This window comes from Streptobacillus notomytis (genome assembly GCF_001902585.1).
GTDB lineage: Bacteria > Fusobacteriota > Fusobacteriia > Fusobacteriales > Leptotrichiaceae > Streptobacillus > Streptobacillus notomytis.
Map to the genome: position 1 here is coordinate 87,937 of NZ_LKKV01000123.1, position 16,544 is coordinate 104,480.

A 16,544-nucleotide genomic window follows, 5' to 3' on the forward strand; every position below is an offset into this window, starting at 1 on the left:
CTTATTTTCCTCCTTCTCTTACAAGGTTATATCTATATATAATAATACCTGTTAATATTATGATTAAATATCCCATAATACTATATTTATCTGGAAATTCTCCTAAAAATACCAATCCTAAAATTGATGAAAATATTACTTGTGTATACTCAAATACTGAAATCTCTTTTGCAGGTGCAAAATTATATGCAAAAGTTATTCCATATTGACCAATTGCTCCAAATATACCTATTCCAATTAATAATACTGTGGTCTTTGAATCAAAAGAAATTCTATTTATTAATACTTCTGGTAATAATATTAATGTACTAAATAATGAAAAATAAAAAATTATAATAAGAGGTTTAACCCTCCCCCTTATAACCAAAGCCCTAATACAAATATATGCAAATGAAGCACAAAAGGCACCAAGTATTGCAAGTATGTACCCTAAAGAAAAATTAGAACTCCCTGGTTTTACTATTAATATTACTCCAAAAAAAGATATTATCAATGCAAGAAATTGAACTTTTGTAAATTTTTCATTAAAGAAAAAGTATGAAAGTATTAAAACAATAAAAGAAGATAATTTCTGTATAGTAGTTGAATCAGCAAGTAATATATATTTTAAAGTATAAAAATTAATCATTACTCCTAAAATTCCAAAAATAGATCTTGCTGCCATTAATTTCCATTCACTTTTTTCTAATCTAAAACTCATGCCCTTTGACCTTATAAGCATACCTGTAATAAATATTATTACTATATTTCTATAAAATAATTTATTGGATACTGAAACATGTGGAAGCATTTTTACTATCATCTGTAATGTTGAAAAACCTATAGCTGACAATAATATAAAAAATATTCCCAAATAATACCTTCTTCTATTTTCCATTTTAACTCCTTAAACAAATTCAACAAAAACTTCATTAGATAATAAAACACCTTTACTAGTTAATTTTATTCTATCATCAAATTTTTCTATTAAACCTTTTTCTATTAATTTATCAATTTTTTTATTAGGCGTATACTCTACTCCTCTTATTAGCATTCTTAATCCTAAAATATATTTTAAATTTTCAAGTTCTACTTCATCTACTATCTCTATAGTTTTTTCCTCTATAGGAATAATATTTTGATCTATTAACCTATAATACCTGGCTAAAGATTTAACCTTTGCAAATCTTTGTCCGTTATAAAAACTTGTAGCATTTACTCCAACACCTACATATTCTGTGTTATTCCAATATTTAGTATTATGCTTACTCTCTCTTCCATTTTTACAAAATGAAGATATTTCATAATGATCATATCCACTACCAACAAGTCTTTCTTGTATTTTAAGAAACATATCTGCCTCTAGATCTTCATCTAATGCTTTTAATTCTCCTTTTTCAAGCCTTTTTGTAAAATTAGTTCCCTCTTCCCATATCAGAGAATATATAGAAAGATGTTCAGGGGAAAGTTCTAAAAATTTATCTAAATCATTTTCCAACATTTCCATATCTTGATTAGGTACTGAAAATATTAAATCGAGTGAAATATTATCAAATCCAGCAATTCTAGCATTTTTATAAGTCTCTATAGCTTTTTTAGAACTATGATCTCTATTCATAAATTTAAGCATATCATCATTAAAACTTTGAAAACCTATACTTAATCTATTTATTCCTGCATTTTTAATATATTTAAGTTTTTCTAAATCCATATCACTAGGATTTAATTCTAAAGTTATTTCAGCATTATCAGTTTTCTTTAAATTATCTAGTATTTTTCTTATTTGCTCTCCATTAAGTAAAGAAGGTGTTCCTCCTCCAAAGTATATAGTATCGTATATATATTCTGGATATAGTTTTATTTCCTTAATAACATATTCTACATATCTTTCTATCTTATCATTCATATTTATAAAGACATGAAAATCACAATAATGACATCTCTTATTACAAAAAGGCACATGTATATATATTCCTGTTATATTTTTCATATTTCTCCAATATATAAAAATATACCATAATTTTCTACAAAAAACATACAAAATCTTATGGTAATTTTTAAATTTTTCTCTATTTTTAATAATTTATTTATATAGTTTTTACTATATTATTATACTCTTTTATCTTTTTTATGTCAAATGTTAGAATGAATTAAAAAAGGCTTTATATCCTAATTTATTAGTATTATAATATTTTATAAAATCAGCTATAATTTAAATGTAGTATATATAATTTAATTTTAAATTTAAAGAAAAATAAATATATCTAAATACAAAAAGGGGTATATTTTGCAAAGCACACCTTAATCTCTATACAAGATTTTGTACAATGCACAATATCCCCTTTTTAGGTATATGTTTATATCAAATATTTAATGATAGCAAAACAATTAAATAACATATGAAATATACAATTCACTTTTAAAGAATTTGTCTTATAATAAATTAATGAAATTATTATAGAAATAGGTAAAAATAAAATAAAAATTTCTAAATTAAAATATGAATGAGCAAATGCAAATAAAATTATTGAAACAATCAGAGCTAATTTACGATTTTCTAAATATGTGAAAATAATTTTCCTAAAAAATAATTCTTCTTCTATTGGAGAAAATACTATTATCTGTAATATCAACAGTAATTTATTAACTGATTTATAATAATTCATACGTTTATGAAAAATAATTGTTTGTTCTGTTGAGTCCAAAAAAAGACTTAAACTTACTTCTAAAACCAATGTTATTATTATAACAATAATGATTATCAATATACTTTTTAAATTTAATTTATAATATTCTTTATTATTTTTTGATAAATAACTAAATAAAGTAATTAAAATAGTTGAACCAATTAAATTAATAATAAAAACTAAATCTAATGTTATTAAATCTTTATTCACAAAAAATTCTACTACCTTAAATAAAAATAAATTTAAATAATTTAAAAGAAAAAATAATAATAAAATTTTTAATAAGTTTACAATTATTTTCATTTTATTATTCTGTATAACAAGTTCCATTTAATTCAGGAGGACAAACTTTCTTTTCTTCATGAATTTCTTTTTCAGTTTCTTTTTTTTCAGACTCAGTACCATTGAATCTTTCAGAAATTTCGTTTGAAACTTTATCAACAACAACATCAACAACTTTACTTACAACAACTTCAATAATCTTTTCTTTTAATCCTGTATTTTCAATATCTTTTAGGCTAATTTGATTATCTTCTTTAAATTCAATATTAGTACTTTTTTTTAATTCAATACCATTTGACTCCTCACTAAAATTAATAGTTCCTAAAAATAAAATAGACAAAATAACAAATATTTTTTTCATAAAAAATCTTCTTTCTTTTTTTGAATGTGCCACTCATTCTTCTATATTCATTATAACATATAAATTTATAAAAACAAAAGTTCTTTTTTTATTTTTGTTGTATGATTATTTAGTTATCCAATGCATGTAATAAAAAATTAAATTAATATCTGAGTATTTCATCAAAGTCATATTTTTTACTTATTTTTAATCGTTAAATTGGCATCCCATAAGCCAAATTCTGTATTTGCTAATCATTTTTCTAGGCTTGTATTTACATACAAGCTCAAGCGAATAACCAAAAGAAGGACGAGCAGCCCTATATTCTTTTTTTTACATTCTTGCTTCTGGTGGGGTTTACAAGCAAATATAGTTGCCTATATCTCTGGTGAGCTCTTACCTCACCCTTTCACCCTTACCTATACAGGCGGTTTACTTTCTGTTGCACTTTCCTTAAAATTACTTTCAGCAGTTGTTAACTGCCACCATTGCTCTATGAAGTTTGGACTTTCCTCAAGATAAATCTTGCGATTAGCTGGGATACCAACATAAATATTTTATAACAAAAGAATAAAAAAGGCAAGTATAAACTCGCCTTATAGATATTCAAATACCTCTTTTGAATCAAATCTAATAATTTCAATTTCATTATCTATTTCTTTTAATTTCTTCTCAAAAAGTTCAACAACAATTTTTTCACTTCCATAATGATCTATATCTAATAAGTGTAAATTTTCTTCTCCCATATCAAGTGAAATATGATGTTTTAAATCTCCTGTGATAAATAGGTCTACCTTACCTCTAATTAAAGAAATAAAAGAATCTCCTGAACCAGTAGTTACAGCAATTTTTCTTACCATTTTATTATCCATCGCCCTACTTAATCTAACATTTTTTATTTTTAGATTTTCTTTTATTATACCTATAATATCTTCAATTGATTTTTTCTCTTTTAAATTAAACCTTCTTAATGCTATTAATTCACTTTCTAACATTTCACCTTCTAAATTCATTTTTTCCAAAATGTATTCATTTAATCCACCTTTTGCTGCATCTACATTTGTATGAGCAGAATATATTACTATATCATTTTTTATTACATCAATAATCTTAGAACCTATAACATTATCTGATAATATCTTTTTTTGACCTTTTAAAATAAATGGGTGATGAGATATTATTAAATCTACTTTTTCATTAACTGCAAAATCTACTGCTTCCCTTGTTATATCTAAACACAGCATAACTTTATTTACTTTTTTTCTAATATCTCCAACAAGTATTCCAACATTATCCCACTCTTCAGCTAATTCTCTTGGAAATTGTTCTTCAAACTCTTTAATTAATTTAGATAAGCTTATCATTTATTCCCTCCAAATCAGATTGTACTTTTTCTAAATAATTTAATACATCCATATTAAAAATTAAAGATAATTTTATTATACTTATATTTATTAATTCTTGTATATTTTCTTTATTTGTCTCATTCTTTTTAGCAATTTCTGATATAGATAATCTTTTTCCATCTAAACCTAAATACATAGATAATACTGTTTCTTCTAAAAATGTTAATCTATTTGTATTTAAAGCTATTTCATATTTTCTCTTTATTCTTTCTGTTTCTTCTTTTATTTCATCATAACTTAATGAAAACTCTTTATTTTCAAAAACCTTAGATAATTCATTATAATATTCTTTAGTGATTCCAACTCTATTTAACACATCATCTAGTTTTTCCCCCTCATTAACCTCACTAATAATTTTAATGTATAATAAAAATAAATATTCTTGTTCAGAATATATTGATAATTCATTATATTGATAACTTATTAAAGATCTTCTAACAAAAAGTCTTAATATATTTTTTAAAAAATCTTTATCATAACTCTTTGAAAATTTATCATAATATTCATTTTTAAATTTAATAACTGTAATTAATGCTTCTTGCTTTACATCATTAAATGAAAAATTAATTTTAGTGTTTTTTATACTTTCATGTATAGCTATTTTCACAAATTCATTTAAAATCTCATCTGAATAATCCTCTTCAGATTCATTATAGTTTTTTAAATAATCTTCAATTTCTCCGTCGTTAAAGTGTGCATTATCTATATCTGCATAATTTAAATCATATGATTCATTAACATCATCTATATTATTTTTCAAACAATATATTATAGTTCCTAAAACATCTAAATCATTTATATCTTTTCTTATAAATATAGAATTATAGTTTACCTTATTATTTTTCTCTATATCTGAAATTATTTTTGCTAATTTACTTTCCATTATTACCTCACATTAAAATTTTATACCTGTATTTAATCCTCCTAAAATTCCCGCTTTACTATTTGAATTAAATCCAAAACCAAAATACCCATTTAAATCAACAGGTAAAAATTTACTCTTTATTCCTACTCCAGTACCATTTGTAAAAGTTGCACTATTTCCAAAATTCTTATATACTATCAAATCATTGAAAAAATATAGTTGAGAATCAAATAATTTAAAACTGTCTAAATTAGTTTTAAATACAAATGCTAAATCTCCTCCCTTAATATTATTTTCTATTATTCTTGCATCATATACTTTAATTTTATACTTGTCTTTTAATGGTATAGTTGCAAATTTAAGGAAAATTTCATTATTAAGTTTAGCATCACTTGAAAGATCTATTGAACTATTAAGCTTACTTTCAAAAAATATGTTATAGTCATTTGTTAAAAATCTATTTTCATATTTTATATTAGTATTTAAATTAATCTTTAACCCTGAAATTACTTTCATTTTATAATTCATACCCATACTCACTGTTATTTTATGTGAATCTAAATATGAATATTTTAAACTAATATCTGGCTTAATAAAATATTCATATGATTTTATTTTATTACTAAGTGCATATTTTTGTGCCTCTGCTTTAATAAATAAGCCATCTTCCTTATTTAAACCACCACTAAATAAATATTTTTCATTTCTTTTAAAATCAAAAATAGTATAACCAACATTAATATCAGCACTTATATCTCTAAAATATATATTTGTTTCAAAATTTAATACATCATTTTCTCTAAAATTACCCTTAATGTATTCAATACTTGCAACACTTTCATTATTATCAAATCCAACTGATAATTTTACATCATCACTATTTTCATTTACTTCATCTATTATTACTCCTACAGTTCCATCACCATCAACTGCAACCCTGTAATACAGGTTTATTATTTTTTGTTCTTTTAATAACTCTATTGTTTTGGCATCAACTAAAAAATCTACATCTCTTAGTATCTTTCCTATGTATATATCAGGTAAAGCTTTCAAAATACTGTTCATATTATATTCATTAGAATTTAACTTAATATATTGTATTCTTGGATATATATATATCACGTTACCCAATCTCTCTGCATAGTATTTCCCAGGATATGTTTTATCTAAATAATCATTAACTTCTTCTTTCTTTTCTATTTTTTTAATTTCGGCATCACTTAGATAGATTACAAATCCTTTTACTTCTATAGAAAAAGCAATAGTCGATAAATATATAAACAATATTAATATATACTTTTTCATTTTTTCTCCTTTTTATACCTTTAGTACAAGTTTATCAAATTTATAGCTTTTTTTCTAGTCTTACTTGAATTAAAATATAAAAAACTGTATAATAGTCTATAAAATTTATAAAGGAGCATTAGAATGTTAAATCCCAAAATAATTACATCAATTTTTATGATAATAATTATTCTTTATTTAATATATTTTTTAACAAAAAAATACAAATTAACCAAAAAACAGATTATTATATTCTGGATATTAGTCCTATTTTGGTCTAGTGTTAGTATAATTAGAGCATATAGAAAAGCATATGCAATAGACCCTATAAATATAGGAGGATTAGGACTTAATATCATAGTTGCAACACAGATTACAGCTGCTTATGGTCTTATTAGCTTTATACTTAGACTTCCATTATTCTTCGTTAGTGATATGTTAAATAGAAAAAAAATATTTATACAACTAGGTATGGTATTTATGATGATAGCTTCTATTTCAGTATATTTAAAACCTAGTTACAATACATTATATTTATCATCATTATCTATGGGAGTCTGTGCTTCAATGCTTGCCATTTTTAATGTTATTTTCTCTGAAACATTTGCAAAAGAACAAGCTGCAGTATCTACTTCTATACTTGCATCTGCACCATTACTTGCTGAATTTATAGCAGCTCCTATACAATACATTGGAACATCAAATACTATTAAAAATTATTCACTACTTTGGTTAGTATCAACAACTATAGCTTTTATAACTTTGTTATTAACAACTTTTATTAAAGATATAGAGTATAAAAAAGTTTCATTTTCAATACCAAAGATTAAGAAAATTATTACTAATAAGGCTTTTATATATATTTGTATAATAGCACTTTTACAATCTTTTGTTAAATTTGCAACTAGTGGTCCTAATATGATAGTGTATAATAAAAGTATAGGAATGTCACCACTTTTATTAGCTTATAATGATGCTATGTTTGCAGCACCTCAATTATGTGCAAGTGTACTTGTTGGTACATATTTTATAAAAAAACATTCTATTGAAAGAATATTACAATTTGGAATAATTTCAACTATAATATTTTATATTTTTGTTATAGTAACAAATAATCCTCATTTAGTTTTCTTCTCATACATATTTAACGGTTTTGGATATGGATTAATTTATACATCAATAATTTCAATTGCATTACAATACTTTGATAAAGAATATAGAAATATTAGTATGGGTATATTTCAAGCTTTCTTCTCTGCAGGAATATATTTTGGAGATAGCATACATAAATTTATATATATATTACTACCAAAAGGAATATTTTATATAAATACAAATAAAACTATATTTTTAATAGCAATATTTTCATCTTTATTTACTATAATACTATGTCAAATTAGTATATTTTTTAAAAACTTAAAAAGAGGGTAATTGATTATACCCTCTTTTTGATATTATATCATTAAATATAACATCGGTTTATATAAGAACAAATATTTAGTTAGTTGCTTTAACTGGTGCACTTATAACACCTTCAAATACAATACTTCTAGCTGTATCTGTATACAAGTTTGCACTCTTAATTGCCCTATTGATTGGTGAAACAGCATATTTAAACATAAGTGGTACTTCTACTGCTTGATCTAAATAATATTTATGCCATTTCTTATATGCTTCTGCCTTATAATTCGGATCTTCTAATCCTTTAGGATCTGAAATTGCTTCAAGTAATTTATCATTTTCTTCACTTACAAAACGAGTCATATTAAATGCTGCAAATCTAGAAGTTGATTGTGAAGGATCAAGTGATGTTCCTACTCCCCATGCAGCAGCATATATATCAATATCTGGATCATTTGCTTTTACTTTTTCATAGAATAATTGGAATTCAAGTAATCTTCCATTTGTTAACTCAACATTTACTCCTATTTCTTTCCAGTTTTGTATATAAAATTGTGCTAATGGTTCAGCAACATCTGATCCAGACATAGATGCAAATTTAAGTGTTAATTTCTTACCATCTTTATCTACAAATCCATCTCCATCAGTATCTTCATACCCAGCTTGTTTTAATAATTCTTTAGCTTTTTCTGGATTATATGGATATCCAACATTTGTAGGATCATAGAATTTTTTAAATACTGGTGGAGTTTGCCCGTTGGCTCTACTTCTTAAACCATTATAGAAAGCTGAAGCTGCTTCATCTACATTTAATGCATAAGATAGTGCCTTTCTAACTCTAACATCTTGTAAAGGTGTATCTCTATCCATTATATTTTCATTTTTTTCATTATCTCTATGTCCTAGATTAAATCCTAAATATGAATAGTAAAGATCAGGTCTACCAATAATTGCTAAATTATCTAAACTAGAATATTTATCATATGCATCTCCAGGGATTTCTAAATAAGTATGATATTCTCCTTGTTTCATACTTTCAACTACTAATTGTGGTGCAAGAGTTTTAATAGTAACTTTTCCAACTTTTACTTTTCCCAAATGGTAATATTCATTAGGCACTAATTCCAGTGCTTCTCCTGGTATTAATTTTGTTATAACAAATTTACCATTTGAAAGAGGATTTTTTCTTAATTTGTCGGAAGTTTCTAAATCCTTCATAGCTACATCTGATAAATGATGCTTTGGAAGTATGCTACCCATTGAAATAGGTCCTCCACCAGTAATTACTTTAGAATTATTCTCAACTAATTGTATATGTACTTCTGTATCAGAAACTTTAGTAATTCCTGAAATTGTTTTAGCCTTACCTGCATGGTAATCACTCATTCCAACTATTTTACCATGTTCAGATTCATCATATCTAATTCCTGTATAATCTTTATGTCCTAATACTTCAAAAGAATATATTAAATCATCTGCACCCATAGGATGACCATCTGACCATTTTAGTCCCTCTTTAAATTTAATTATTACTTTCTTATTTTCTAGATCTAATGATAATTTTGCAATACCTCCTTCAACATCTAATACTTCAAAATCCTCATTTTTCCAAAAAATTTCTTCATTTATATATCCTAATATATCCCCATCATAAGCATCACTATAATGTAGCCTTGATAAAACACCTTTAAAAGGTGATGAAGTTACAAGTGCAACCTTATATTCTGCATTCTCATCAACAATCCCATCATTTTTATACTCCATAGGGAAATTCAAACTAACCGCAGAACTATTACCTAATTCTGACTTAGATTTTCCTGGACCACACGATACTAAAAGTCCCAAACTAGCAAGTGCTAAACTCGCTGATAATATTTTTTTCATTATTCTCCTCCTAAATATTTGTTTTTATTCTTCCTCTAATTGATATCAGTATATCACTCTTTTTATTATTAAGCAAATATATATTATTTATTTTGTTAATATATATGATTAATGTTTTGAGTTGTATAAAAAAACTATCCTAATTTTAATTAGGATAGTTCTCAAATTTATATTATTTTGCCTTTGCAGGAGAAGAACTTACAACTGATTCTAGTACATTAGCTCTTTTTGTATCTGTATATAAATTAGAATGTTTAACATTTTTGTTTACAGGTGTTACTTTATATCTAAACATTATTGGTACTTCTACTGCTTGATCAACGTAATATTTTTGCCATGCTTTATATGCATTAACCTTATATTCTAAGTCAGAAAGTCCTTTAGAATTTGAAATTTCTGCAAGTAATTTATCATTTTCTTCACTAGTGAAACGTGTAAGATTAAACATAGCATCTCTACCTTTTGAAGATGAAGGATCTAAAGCTGTTCCTACTGACCATGCTCCCATATATATATCTACATCTTTATCATTTGCTTCTACTTTATCATAAAATAAATTAAAGTCTAATAATCTACCAGTAGTTAAAGTTACATTTACTCCTATTTCTTTCCAATATTGTAAAAATGCTTGTGTAATTGGTTCAGCAACATCTGATCCAGACATCGCTGCAAATTTCAATTCTAAATTTTTACCGTCTTTATCTACTATTCCATCATTATTAGTATCCTCATATCCAGCTTTTTTTAATAATTCTTTTGCTTTTTCTGGATTATATGGATATCCTTCTAATGTTTCATCATAATATTTTTTAAATATAGGGGGTGTTTGACCATTAGCTCTTTGTCTTAACCCGTTATAGTAAGCAGAAGAAACTTCATCTATATTTAAAGCATAAGATAAAGCTTTTCTAACGTTAACATCTTGTAAAGGTGTATCTCTATCAGTTACATTTTCACCTTTTTTCTTATCAAAACGACCTAAGTTAAATCCTAAATATTGTATATATAAATCAGGTCTACCTATTACAGTAATATTACTTAAATCTTTATACTTTTCATATGAATCTTGTGGTAAATCTAAATATTCAAAGAAATCTCCATTTTTTAAAGATTCAACAGCTAATTGTGGAGTTAATGTTTTTAAAATAACCTTCCCAACTTTTACTTTTCCTAAATGGTAATATTCATTTGGAACTAATTCTACAGATTCTCCTGGAACAATATTTTTAATTACATATTTACCATTACTTAAAGGATTTCTTCTAATTTTATCTGAATATTCTAAATCTTTAACAGGAATGCCAGCTAAATCATGTTTTGGTAATAAGTTTGCTACTAATGGTCCCCCACCAGTAACTATTTTAGATGTTATATCAGTTACATTAATTCTTAATTCAGTATCTGATATTTTCTCTAATCCTGATATCTTAGATGCTTTACCTTTATTGTATTCTTCCATACCTTTTATGAAATAATAATCTATTGGTGAGAATCTAACTCCTGTATAATCAGGATGAGCAATAACTTCATAAGTATAGATTAAATCATCAACACCCATAGGATGTCCATCTGACCATTTTAACCCTTCTTTAAACTTAAGAATAATTTGTTTTTTCTCAGTGTCTAATGATAAAGTAGCAATTCCTCCTTCTACATTTAATATCTCAAAATCTTCATTTCTCCATATAAATTCTTCATTTATTAATGAAATAATATTTGAATCAAGATTATCTTGATAATGTAATGGTGAAAAAATCCCTTTAAATGGTACAGATGTAACCATAGCAACCATATATGTTGCTCCTTCTACTTCTGGTGCATCATTTGTGTATTCTAATGGGAAATTCAAATCTATTTTACTAGATTTTTCTGATCTTGATCCACCTGGTGAACAAGATGATAATAACCCTAGAGAAGCTAACATTAAACTTAATGATAATAACTTTTTCATTTTTCCTCCTAAATTTATTACAGTTATATCCATAATTGTATCAAAAAATATGATTTATTACAAATTTTTTTAAATATATTTTACCTATTTTCATATAGATTTTCTACATCTATTTTAAGTGTTTCATCTTTTATCAAACCTAAATTTTCAAATAAATATTCTTCAGAAAACTTTTTAGCTGTTAAAATTACTTGAATGTCATTAACTATATCTAATAATTTTAATTCAGATATACCACTTTGTTTTATTCCAAATATTTCTCCAGTATCTCTTAATTTTAAATCTTCTTCTGCGATTTTAAATCCATCTAAGGTTTCTTCCATAACTTGTAATCTCTTTTGTGATATCTCATTTTCTGTATCAGATAAAAGAAAACAATATGATGAATGCTCTCCTCTACCTACTCTACCTCTTAATTGATGTAAAGAAGATAATCCAAATCTTTCTGAATTAAGGATAATTATTATACTTGAATTTGGAACATTAACTCCTACCTCAACAACAGTAGTTGAAACCAAAATATCTATTCTTCCTTCCTTAAACTCATTCATTATATTTTCTTTTTCTTTAGATTTAATTTTTCCATGTAATAATGCGACAGTATATTTAGAAAATTTTTCCCTATATTTTTCATATGTTTCAACAGCAGATGATATATTTAATTTACTACTTTGTTCAATTAAAGGAGAAACAACATAAACCTGTCTTCCTTCTTTTATTTTTTTCTCTACAAATTCATACATAGATTCTTCTTCTATATTTTTTATCCACTTAGTTTTAATAGGCTTTCTACCTGAAGGCATAGTAGTTAATAAAGAAACATCTAAATCACCATATATAGTTAAAGCAAGAGATCTTGGTATAGGTGTTGCAGTCATAACTATAAGGTTTGAATATATTCCTTTATCTCTTATCTTATTTCTTTGATCTACTCCAAATTTATGTTGCTCATCTATTATAATTAATCCAAGATTATTAAATTTTAAGTTATCTTCTAATAATGAATGTGTTCCTATTAAAATATTAATATTACCATTTTCAACATTTTTGTATATTTCTTCTTTTTTCTTTGCTCTAGTAGATCCTGTAAGTAATTCTACACGAATGTTTAATTTATCAAATTCCTTTACTACCTCTAAATAATGCTGAGTTGCAAGTATTTCAGTAGGTGCCATTATAACACCTTGATAATTATTTTCAGCCATGTAAAGTAATAAAATTAAAGATATTATAGTTTTACCTGAACCTACATCTCCTTGTATTAATCTATTAATAATTTTACCATTATTAAGTTCTTTATATATCTCAGCTATAATCTTTTTTTGATCCTTTGTTAATTCAAAAGATAATCCTGATACATATTTTTTTACTAAATCTTTATTATCATCTAAAAAATATAGGTTAGAGTTTTTTATATTTTCATTATATCTATTTTTTAATATCTTCATTTCAAGTATAAGCGCTTCTTCAAAAAGTATTCTTTTTTTTGCTTCTTCATACATAAAACTATTCTTTGGAAAGTGAATATTAGCTATAGCTTCTGTCCTGCTTATCAACTTATTTTCTATAATATATTTTTGTGGTAAATTCTCTTCAAATAAAAATAAATAATTTTTAAGTACTTCTTCTATTATTTTTTTCATATTTTTTTGATCTATACCACTACTTAATGAATAAACTGAATCAAGTTTATCTTCTTTATTTAAAGTAATATTTCTATTATTACTATTAATCTTACTATAAATTGGATTAACAATTTGTAAATTTTTACTTTTTCTTATCTTACCTGTTACTCTTAATTCCATTCCAACTTCTAATGTTCTAGATATATATGGGGAATTAAACCAAACCAATTCTATTAATCCTTCTCCATCACCGAATAAAACTTTAATTATCTTTTTCTTACTAAAAAAAGCATTATTAATCATTAGTACTTTTCCTTCAATAATTACATTTTCACCATCTACTAATGTTGATATTGGTTTATACTTAGCTTTGTTTTCGTAAGTACGTGGAAAAAAATACACTAAGTCATAAAGACTATGTATTCCTAATTTTTTTAATGCTTTTATCTTAGAGTTTTTTTTATCATTTTTTAAAATTTTAATATCAAATTCTTCAAGAATATCATATATTTTTAAATACATAACCTATCCTTTACATATTTTCTAAAAATTCTATTAATTTTTTGAAAGCACGTCCTCTATGGCTCACAGTATTTTTTAAATCTGCTTCTGCTTCAGCAAAATTCATTTTTAAATCTTTAGAATAAAATATTGGATCGTATCCATGACCAAAATCACCTTTTAATTCATAAGATATACTTCCTTCTGTTTCACCTCTAAATACATAAGATTCTCCATTAGGAAAATAAAGAGTAATAACTGAAACAAATTTTGCAGCTCTATTTACATTTTGATTATCTAATAATTCAATCATTTTCTTACATCTATCATTATAATTATCAAATTCATTAAACCATCTAGCTGTATACACTCCAGGCTTACCATCTAAAGCATCTATACATAAACCTGAATCATCTGCTAGGGCAGGCAATCCAGATATATTGCTTACTGTTTTTGCCTTAATTAATGAATTTTCTTCAAAAGTTAAACCATCTTCTATTATTTCACCAACATTAAATTCCTTTTCAGAAACTATTTCTATATCTAGACCTTTAAACATAGCTCTAAATTCTTCTAATTTTCCTTCATTTTTTGTTGCTAATACTATTTTCATTAATCCTCCTTACAATTTAAGCAATGTAATATAGATTCATACTCAAAGCCTTTATTTAAAAGCTTTCTAAAAATTTTTTGTCTATCCAATTTTGAATTTTTTGAAATAAAGCTTTTTATTAATTCCTCTTGATTTTCACTTAAATCTAATTCTGAAAATACTATATTTACAATATCTATTGAAATTCCTTTTGAAAGTAATTTCATCTTTAATTTATTAGTTGAATATTTAGAATTAATAGTTATATATCTAGATACAAATTCCTTATCATTTAATAAATTTAAATTTATTAATTTTTCTATTACATCATTAATAATGTAATGATTTTCTCTACGATATTTTTCATTTAATTTTTGTGTTAGCTCAAATACTGTTCTATCTTTTAAAGATATAATATATATTGATTTTGATAGCATAGATTCATAAACTATATCATAATATATTTTAGTAATATCCATCCCTTTAACAAGTTTAAACATAGATTTAATATCTAGATTAATATCTATAATCTCACCATCATTAATATATATCTTATTTTTTAAAATATTTTCTATTATTTTCATTTTCTATTTTTTCTTATTTCTTACAAATTCAGGATCTTTAAGTTTTAGCATAACCTCTTCTTCAATTTTAGAGAATAATTCTGGATTATTTGATAAAAAGTTTTCAACATTAACTTTACCTTGTCCTAATTTCTCAGTACCAAAACTAAACCATGAACCACTTTTTTTACATATATCAAATTCCAATGCTAAATCAAATACTTCTGTAAGATGTGAAATTCCCTTTCCGTATAAAATAGCAAATTTAGCTTCCTTATGTGGAGGTGCTACCTTATTTTTAGTAATCTTAGCTATAGTTTCCGTACCTATAACATCCTCACCTTGTTTTATAGATAACCCTTTTCTTATCTCCATTCTTACACTAGAGAAGAATTTCAATGCTCTACCTCCAGAAGTAGTTGTTTGTACACCTGGAGTAAATGAAAATCCACCAATTTTTTCTCTAATTTGATTAATAAATATCATAACTGTATCTGATTTAGAAATACTTGATGTTAATTTTCTTAAAGCCTTAGACATTAATCTTGCTTGAAGACCCATTTGTTGATCAGACATCTCACCTTCAATTTCTGCCTTAGGTACAAGTGCAGCAACTGAATCAACTACAACAACATCTACTGCTCCACTTCTTACTAAAGTGTCTGCAATATCTAATGCTTGCTCTCCTGTATCAGGCTGTGAAATTAAAAGTTCATCTACATCAACACCTAAAGCCTTAGCATATACAGGGTCAAGTGCATGCTCAGCATCTATAAATGCAGCTAATCCACCATTTTTCTGTGCTTCTGCAATAATATGAAGTGCTATAGTTGTTTTACCTGAAGATTCAGCACCATATACTTCTATTATTCTTCCTCTAGGTACACCCCCTATTCCCAATGCTAAGTCAATATTGATACTTCCAGTCGAAATAACTTTAACATCCATTTTTTTATTTTCACCAAGTTTCATTATAGAACCTTCACCATATTCTTTAGTGATTTGATCTAATGCAACCTTTAATCCCTTTAATTTATCTTCATTAACTGTAGCACTTTCTTTTTTAGCCATGAGTTCCCCCTTATTTTAATAATTTATTAATTAATTATATCATTTTTGATTTATAATGTCAATATATTCTGTTATATTTTTATTACAGTTAGATTATAAAAAGAGTTTGGCAA

14 protein-coding genes and 1 other RNA gene are annotated in these 16,544 nt (G+C 25.1%); 1 reads left to right on the forward strand and 14 read right to left on the reverse strand.

Annotation, left to right across the window (positions count from 1 at the left end; translation table 11 throughout):
- Nucleotide 1: 1 nt before the first annotated feature.
- The 8 genes from BUE91_RS06540 to BUE91_RS06575 all read right to left on the reverse strand — a co-directional run bounded on the left by BUE91_RS06540 (nucleotide 2) and on the right by BUE91_RS06575 (nucleotide 6,864).
- On the reverse strand, nucleotides 2–877 hold the full coding sequence (locus tag BUE91_RS06540; protein ID WP_073508344.1) for a DMT family transporter: 876 nt from the start codon (nucleotides 875–877) through the stop codon (nucleotides 2–4).
- Between the two features lie 9 nt (nucleotides 878–886).
- Complete coding sequence (hemW, locus tag BUE91_RS06545; protein ID WP_073508345.1) at nucleotides 887–1,969, reverse strand: radical SAM family heme chaperone HemW; 1,083 nt, start codon at nucleotides 1,967–1,969, stop codon at nucleotides 887–889.
- Nucleotides 1,970–2,336: 367 nt separating this feature from the next.
- Nucleotides 2,337–2,876: a CPBP family intramembrane glutamic endopeptidase gene (locus BUE91_RS06550; RefSeq protein WP_231097816.1), complete on the reverse strand. Its 540-nt coding sequence runs from the start codon at nucleotides 2,874–2,876 to the stop codon at nucleotides 2,337–2,339.
- Nucleotides 2,877–2,973: 97 nt separating this feature from the next.
- Nucleotides 2,974–3,309, reverse strand: a complete 336-nt coding sequence (locus BUE91_RS06555) for a hypothetical protein (protein ID WP_143605225.1) — start codon at nucleotides 3,307–3,309, stop codon at nucleotides 2,974–2,976.
- 194 nt (nucleotides 3,310–3,503) lie between these two features.
- An RNA gene (gene rnpB, locus BUE91_RS06560) (RNase P RNA component class A) lies at nucleotides 3,504–3,835 on the reverse strand.
- A 49-nt stretch (nucleotides 3,836–3,884) separates the two neighbouring features.
- Nucleotides 3,885–4,652: a Nif3-like dinuclear metal center hexameric protein gene (locus BUE91_RS06565; RefSeq protein ID WP_073508347.1), complete on the reverse strand. Its 768-nt coding sequence runs from the start codon at nucleotides 4,650–4,652 to the stop codon at nucleotides 3,885–3,887.
- Nucleotides 4,636–5,577, reverse strand: a complete 942-nt coding sequence (locus BUE91_RS06570; RefSeq protein WP_073508348.1) for a hypothetical protein — start codon at nucleotides 5,575–5,577, stop codon at nucleotides 4,636–4,638. The genes BUE91_RS06565 and BUE91_RS06570 overlap by 17 nt, the downstream gene beginning before the upstream one ends.
- A gap of 12 nt (nucleotides 5,578–5,589) precedes the next feature.
- Nucleotides 5,590–6,864, reverse strand: coding sequence for a hypothetical protein (locus BUE91_RS06575; protein ID WP_073508349.1), 1,275 nt, complete (start codon nucleotides 6,862–6,864; stop codon nucleotides 5,590–5,592).
- Between the two features lie 123 nt (nucleotides 6,865–6,987).
- Here BUE91_RS06575 and BUE91_RS06580 point away from each other — a divergent pair, with 123 nt between their 5' ends.
- Nucleotides 6,988–8,274, forward strand: coding sequence for an MFS transporter (locus tag BUE91_RS06580; protein ID WP_073508350.1), 1,287 nt, complete (start codon nucleotides 6,988–6,990; stop codon nucleotides 8,272–8,274).
- A 66-nt stretch (nucleotides 8,275–8,340) separates the two neighbouring features.
- Here BUE91_RS06580 and BUE91_RS06585 read toward each other — a convergent pair whose 3' ends face one another.
- The 6 genes from BUE91_RS06585 to recA all read right to left on the reverse strand — a co-directional run bounded on the left by BUE91_RS06585 (nucleotide 8,341) and on the right by recA (nucleotide 16,431).
- The gene (locus BUE91_RS06585) at nucleotides 8,341–10,128 is read right to left on the reverse strand and encodes an oligopeptide ABC transporter substrate-binding protein (protein ID WP_073508351.1); all 1,788 of its coding nucleotides are present in this window, start codon (nucleotides 10,126–10,128) and stop codon (nucleotides 8,341–8,343) included.
- A 172-nt stretch (nucleotides 10,129–10,300) separates the two neighbouring features.
- Nucleotides 10,301–12,079 (reverse strand): ABC transporter substrate-binding protein, encoded by a 1,779-nt coding sequence (locus BUE91_RS06590; protein ID WP_073508352.1) that lies wholly within the window; start codon nucleotides 12,077–12,079, stop codon nucleotides 10,301–10,303.
- Nucleotides 12,080–12,159: 80 nt separating this feature from the next.
- Nucleotides 12,160–14,226, reverse strand: a complete 2,067-nt coding sequence (recG, locus tag BUE91_RS06595) for an ATP-dependent DNA helicase RecG (protein ID WP_073508353.1) — start codon at nucleotides 14,224–14,226, stop codon at nucleotides 12,160–12,162.
- A gap of 10 nt (nucleotides 14,227–14,236) precedes the next feature.
- On the reverse strand, nucleotides 14,237–14,818 hold the full coding sequence (rdgB, locus tag BUE91_RS06600; protein WP_066900197.1) for an RdgB/HAM1 family non-canonical purine NTP pyrophosphatase: 582 nt from the start codon (nucleotides 14,816–14,818) through the stop codon (nucleotides 14,237–14,239).
- Nucleotides 14,818–15,381 carry a regulatory protein RecX gene (locus tag BUE91_RS06605; protein ID WP_073508354.1) on the reverse strand — a complete coding sequence of 188 codons (564 nt, stop codon included), beginning with the start codon at nucleotides 15,379–15,381 and terminating at the stop codon, nucleotides 14,818–14,820. The genes rdgB and BUE91_RS06605 overlap by 1 nt, the downstream gene beginning before the upstream one ends.
- Before the next feature lie 3 nt (nucleotides 15,382–15,384).
- Nucleotides 15,385–16,431, reverse strand: a complete 1,047-nt coding sequence (gene recA, locus BUE91_RS06610; protein WP_073508355.1) for a recombinase RecA — start codon at nucleotides 16,429–16,431, stop codon at nucleotides 15,385–15,387.
- Between the last annotated feature and the right edge of the window lie 113 nt (nucleotides 16,432–16,544).

Bases quoted from the DNA above. Each gene is read 5' to 3' on its own strand.
- BUE91_RS06555 (WP_143605225.1), bottom strand. From the start codon at position 3,309: ATGAAAAAAATATTTGTTATTTTGTCTATTTTATTTTTAGGAACTATT.
- hemW (WP_073508345.1), bottom strand. From the start codon at position 1,969: ATGAAAAATATAACAGGAATATATATACATGTGCCTTTTTGTAATAAG.
- recG (WP_073508353.1), bottom strand. From the start codon at position 14,226: ATGTATTTAAAAATATATGATATTCTTGAAGAATTTGATATTAAAATT.
- rdgB (WP_066900197.1), bottom strand. From the start codon at position 14,818: ATGAAAATAGTATTAGCAACAAAAAATGAAGGAAAATTAGAAGAATTT.
- BUE91_RS06585 (WP_073508351.1), bottom strand. From the start codon at position 10,128: ATGAAAAAAATATTATCAGCGAGTTTAGCACTTGCTAGTTTGGGACTT.
- BUE91_RS06570 (WP_073508348.1), bottom strand. From the start codon at position 5,577: ATGGAAAGTAAATTAGCAAAAATAATTTCAGATATAGAGAAAAATAAT.
- recA (WP_073508355.1), bottom strand. From the start codon at position 16,431: ATGGCTAAAAAAGAAAGTGCTACAGTTAATGAAGATAAATTAAAGGGA.
- BUE91_RS06605 (WP_073508354.1), bottom strand. From the start codon at position 15,381: ATGAAAATAATAGAAAATATTTTAAAAAATAAGATATATATTAATGAT.
- BUE91_RS06540 (WP_073508344.1), bottom strand. From the start codon at position 877: ATGGAAAATAGAAGAAGGTATTATTTGGGAATATTTTTTATATTATTG.
- BUE91_RS06565 (WP_073508347.1), bottom strand. From the start codon at position 4,652: ATGATAAGCTTATCTAAATTAATTAAAGAGTTTGAAGAACAATTTCCA.
- BUE91_RS06575 (WP_073508349.1), bottom strand. From the start codon at position 6,864: ATGAAAAAGTATATATTAATATTGTTTATATATTTATCGACTATTGCT.
- BUE91_RS06590 (WP_073508352.1), bottom strand. From the start codon at position 12,079: ATGAAAAAGTTATTATCATTAAGTTTAATGTTAGCTTCTCTAGGGTTA.
- BUE91_RS06580 (WP_073508350.1), top strand. From the start codon at position 6,988: ATGTTAAATCCCAAAATAATTACATCAATTTTTATGATAATAATTATT.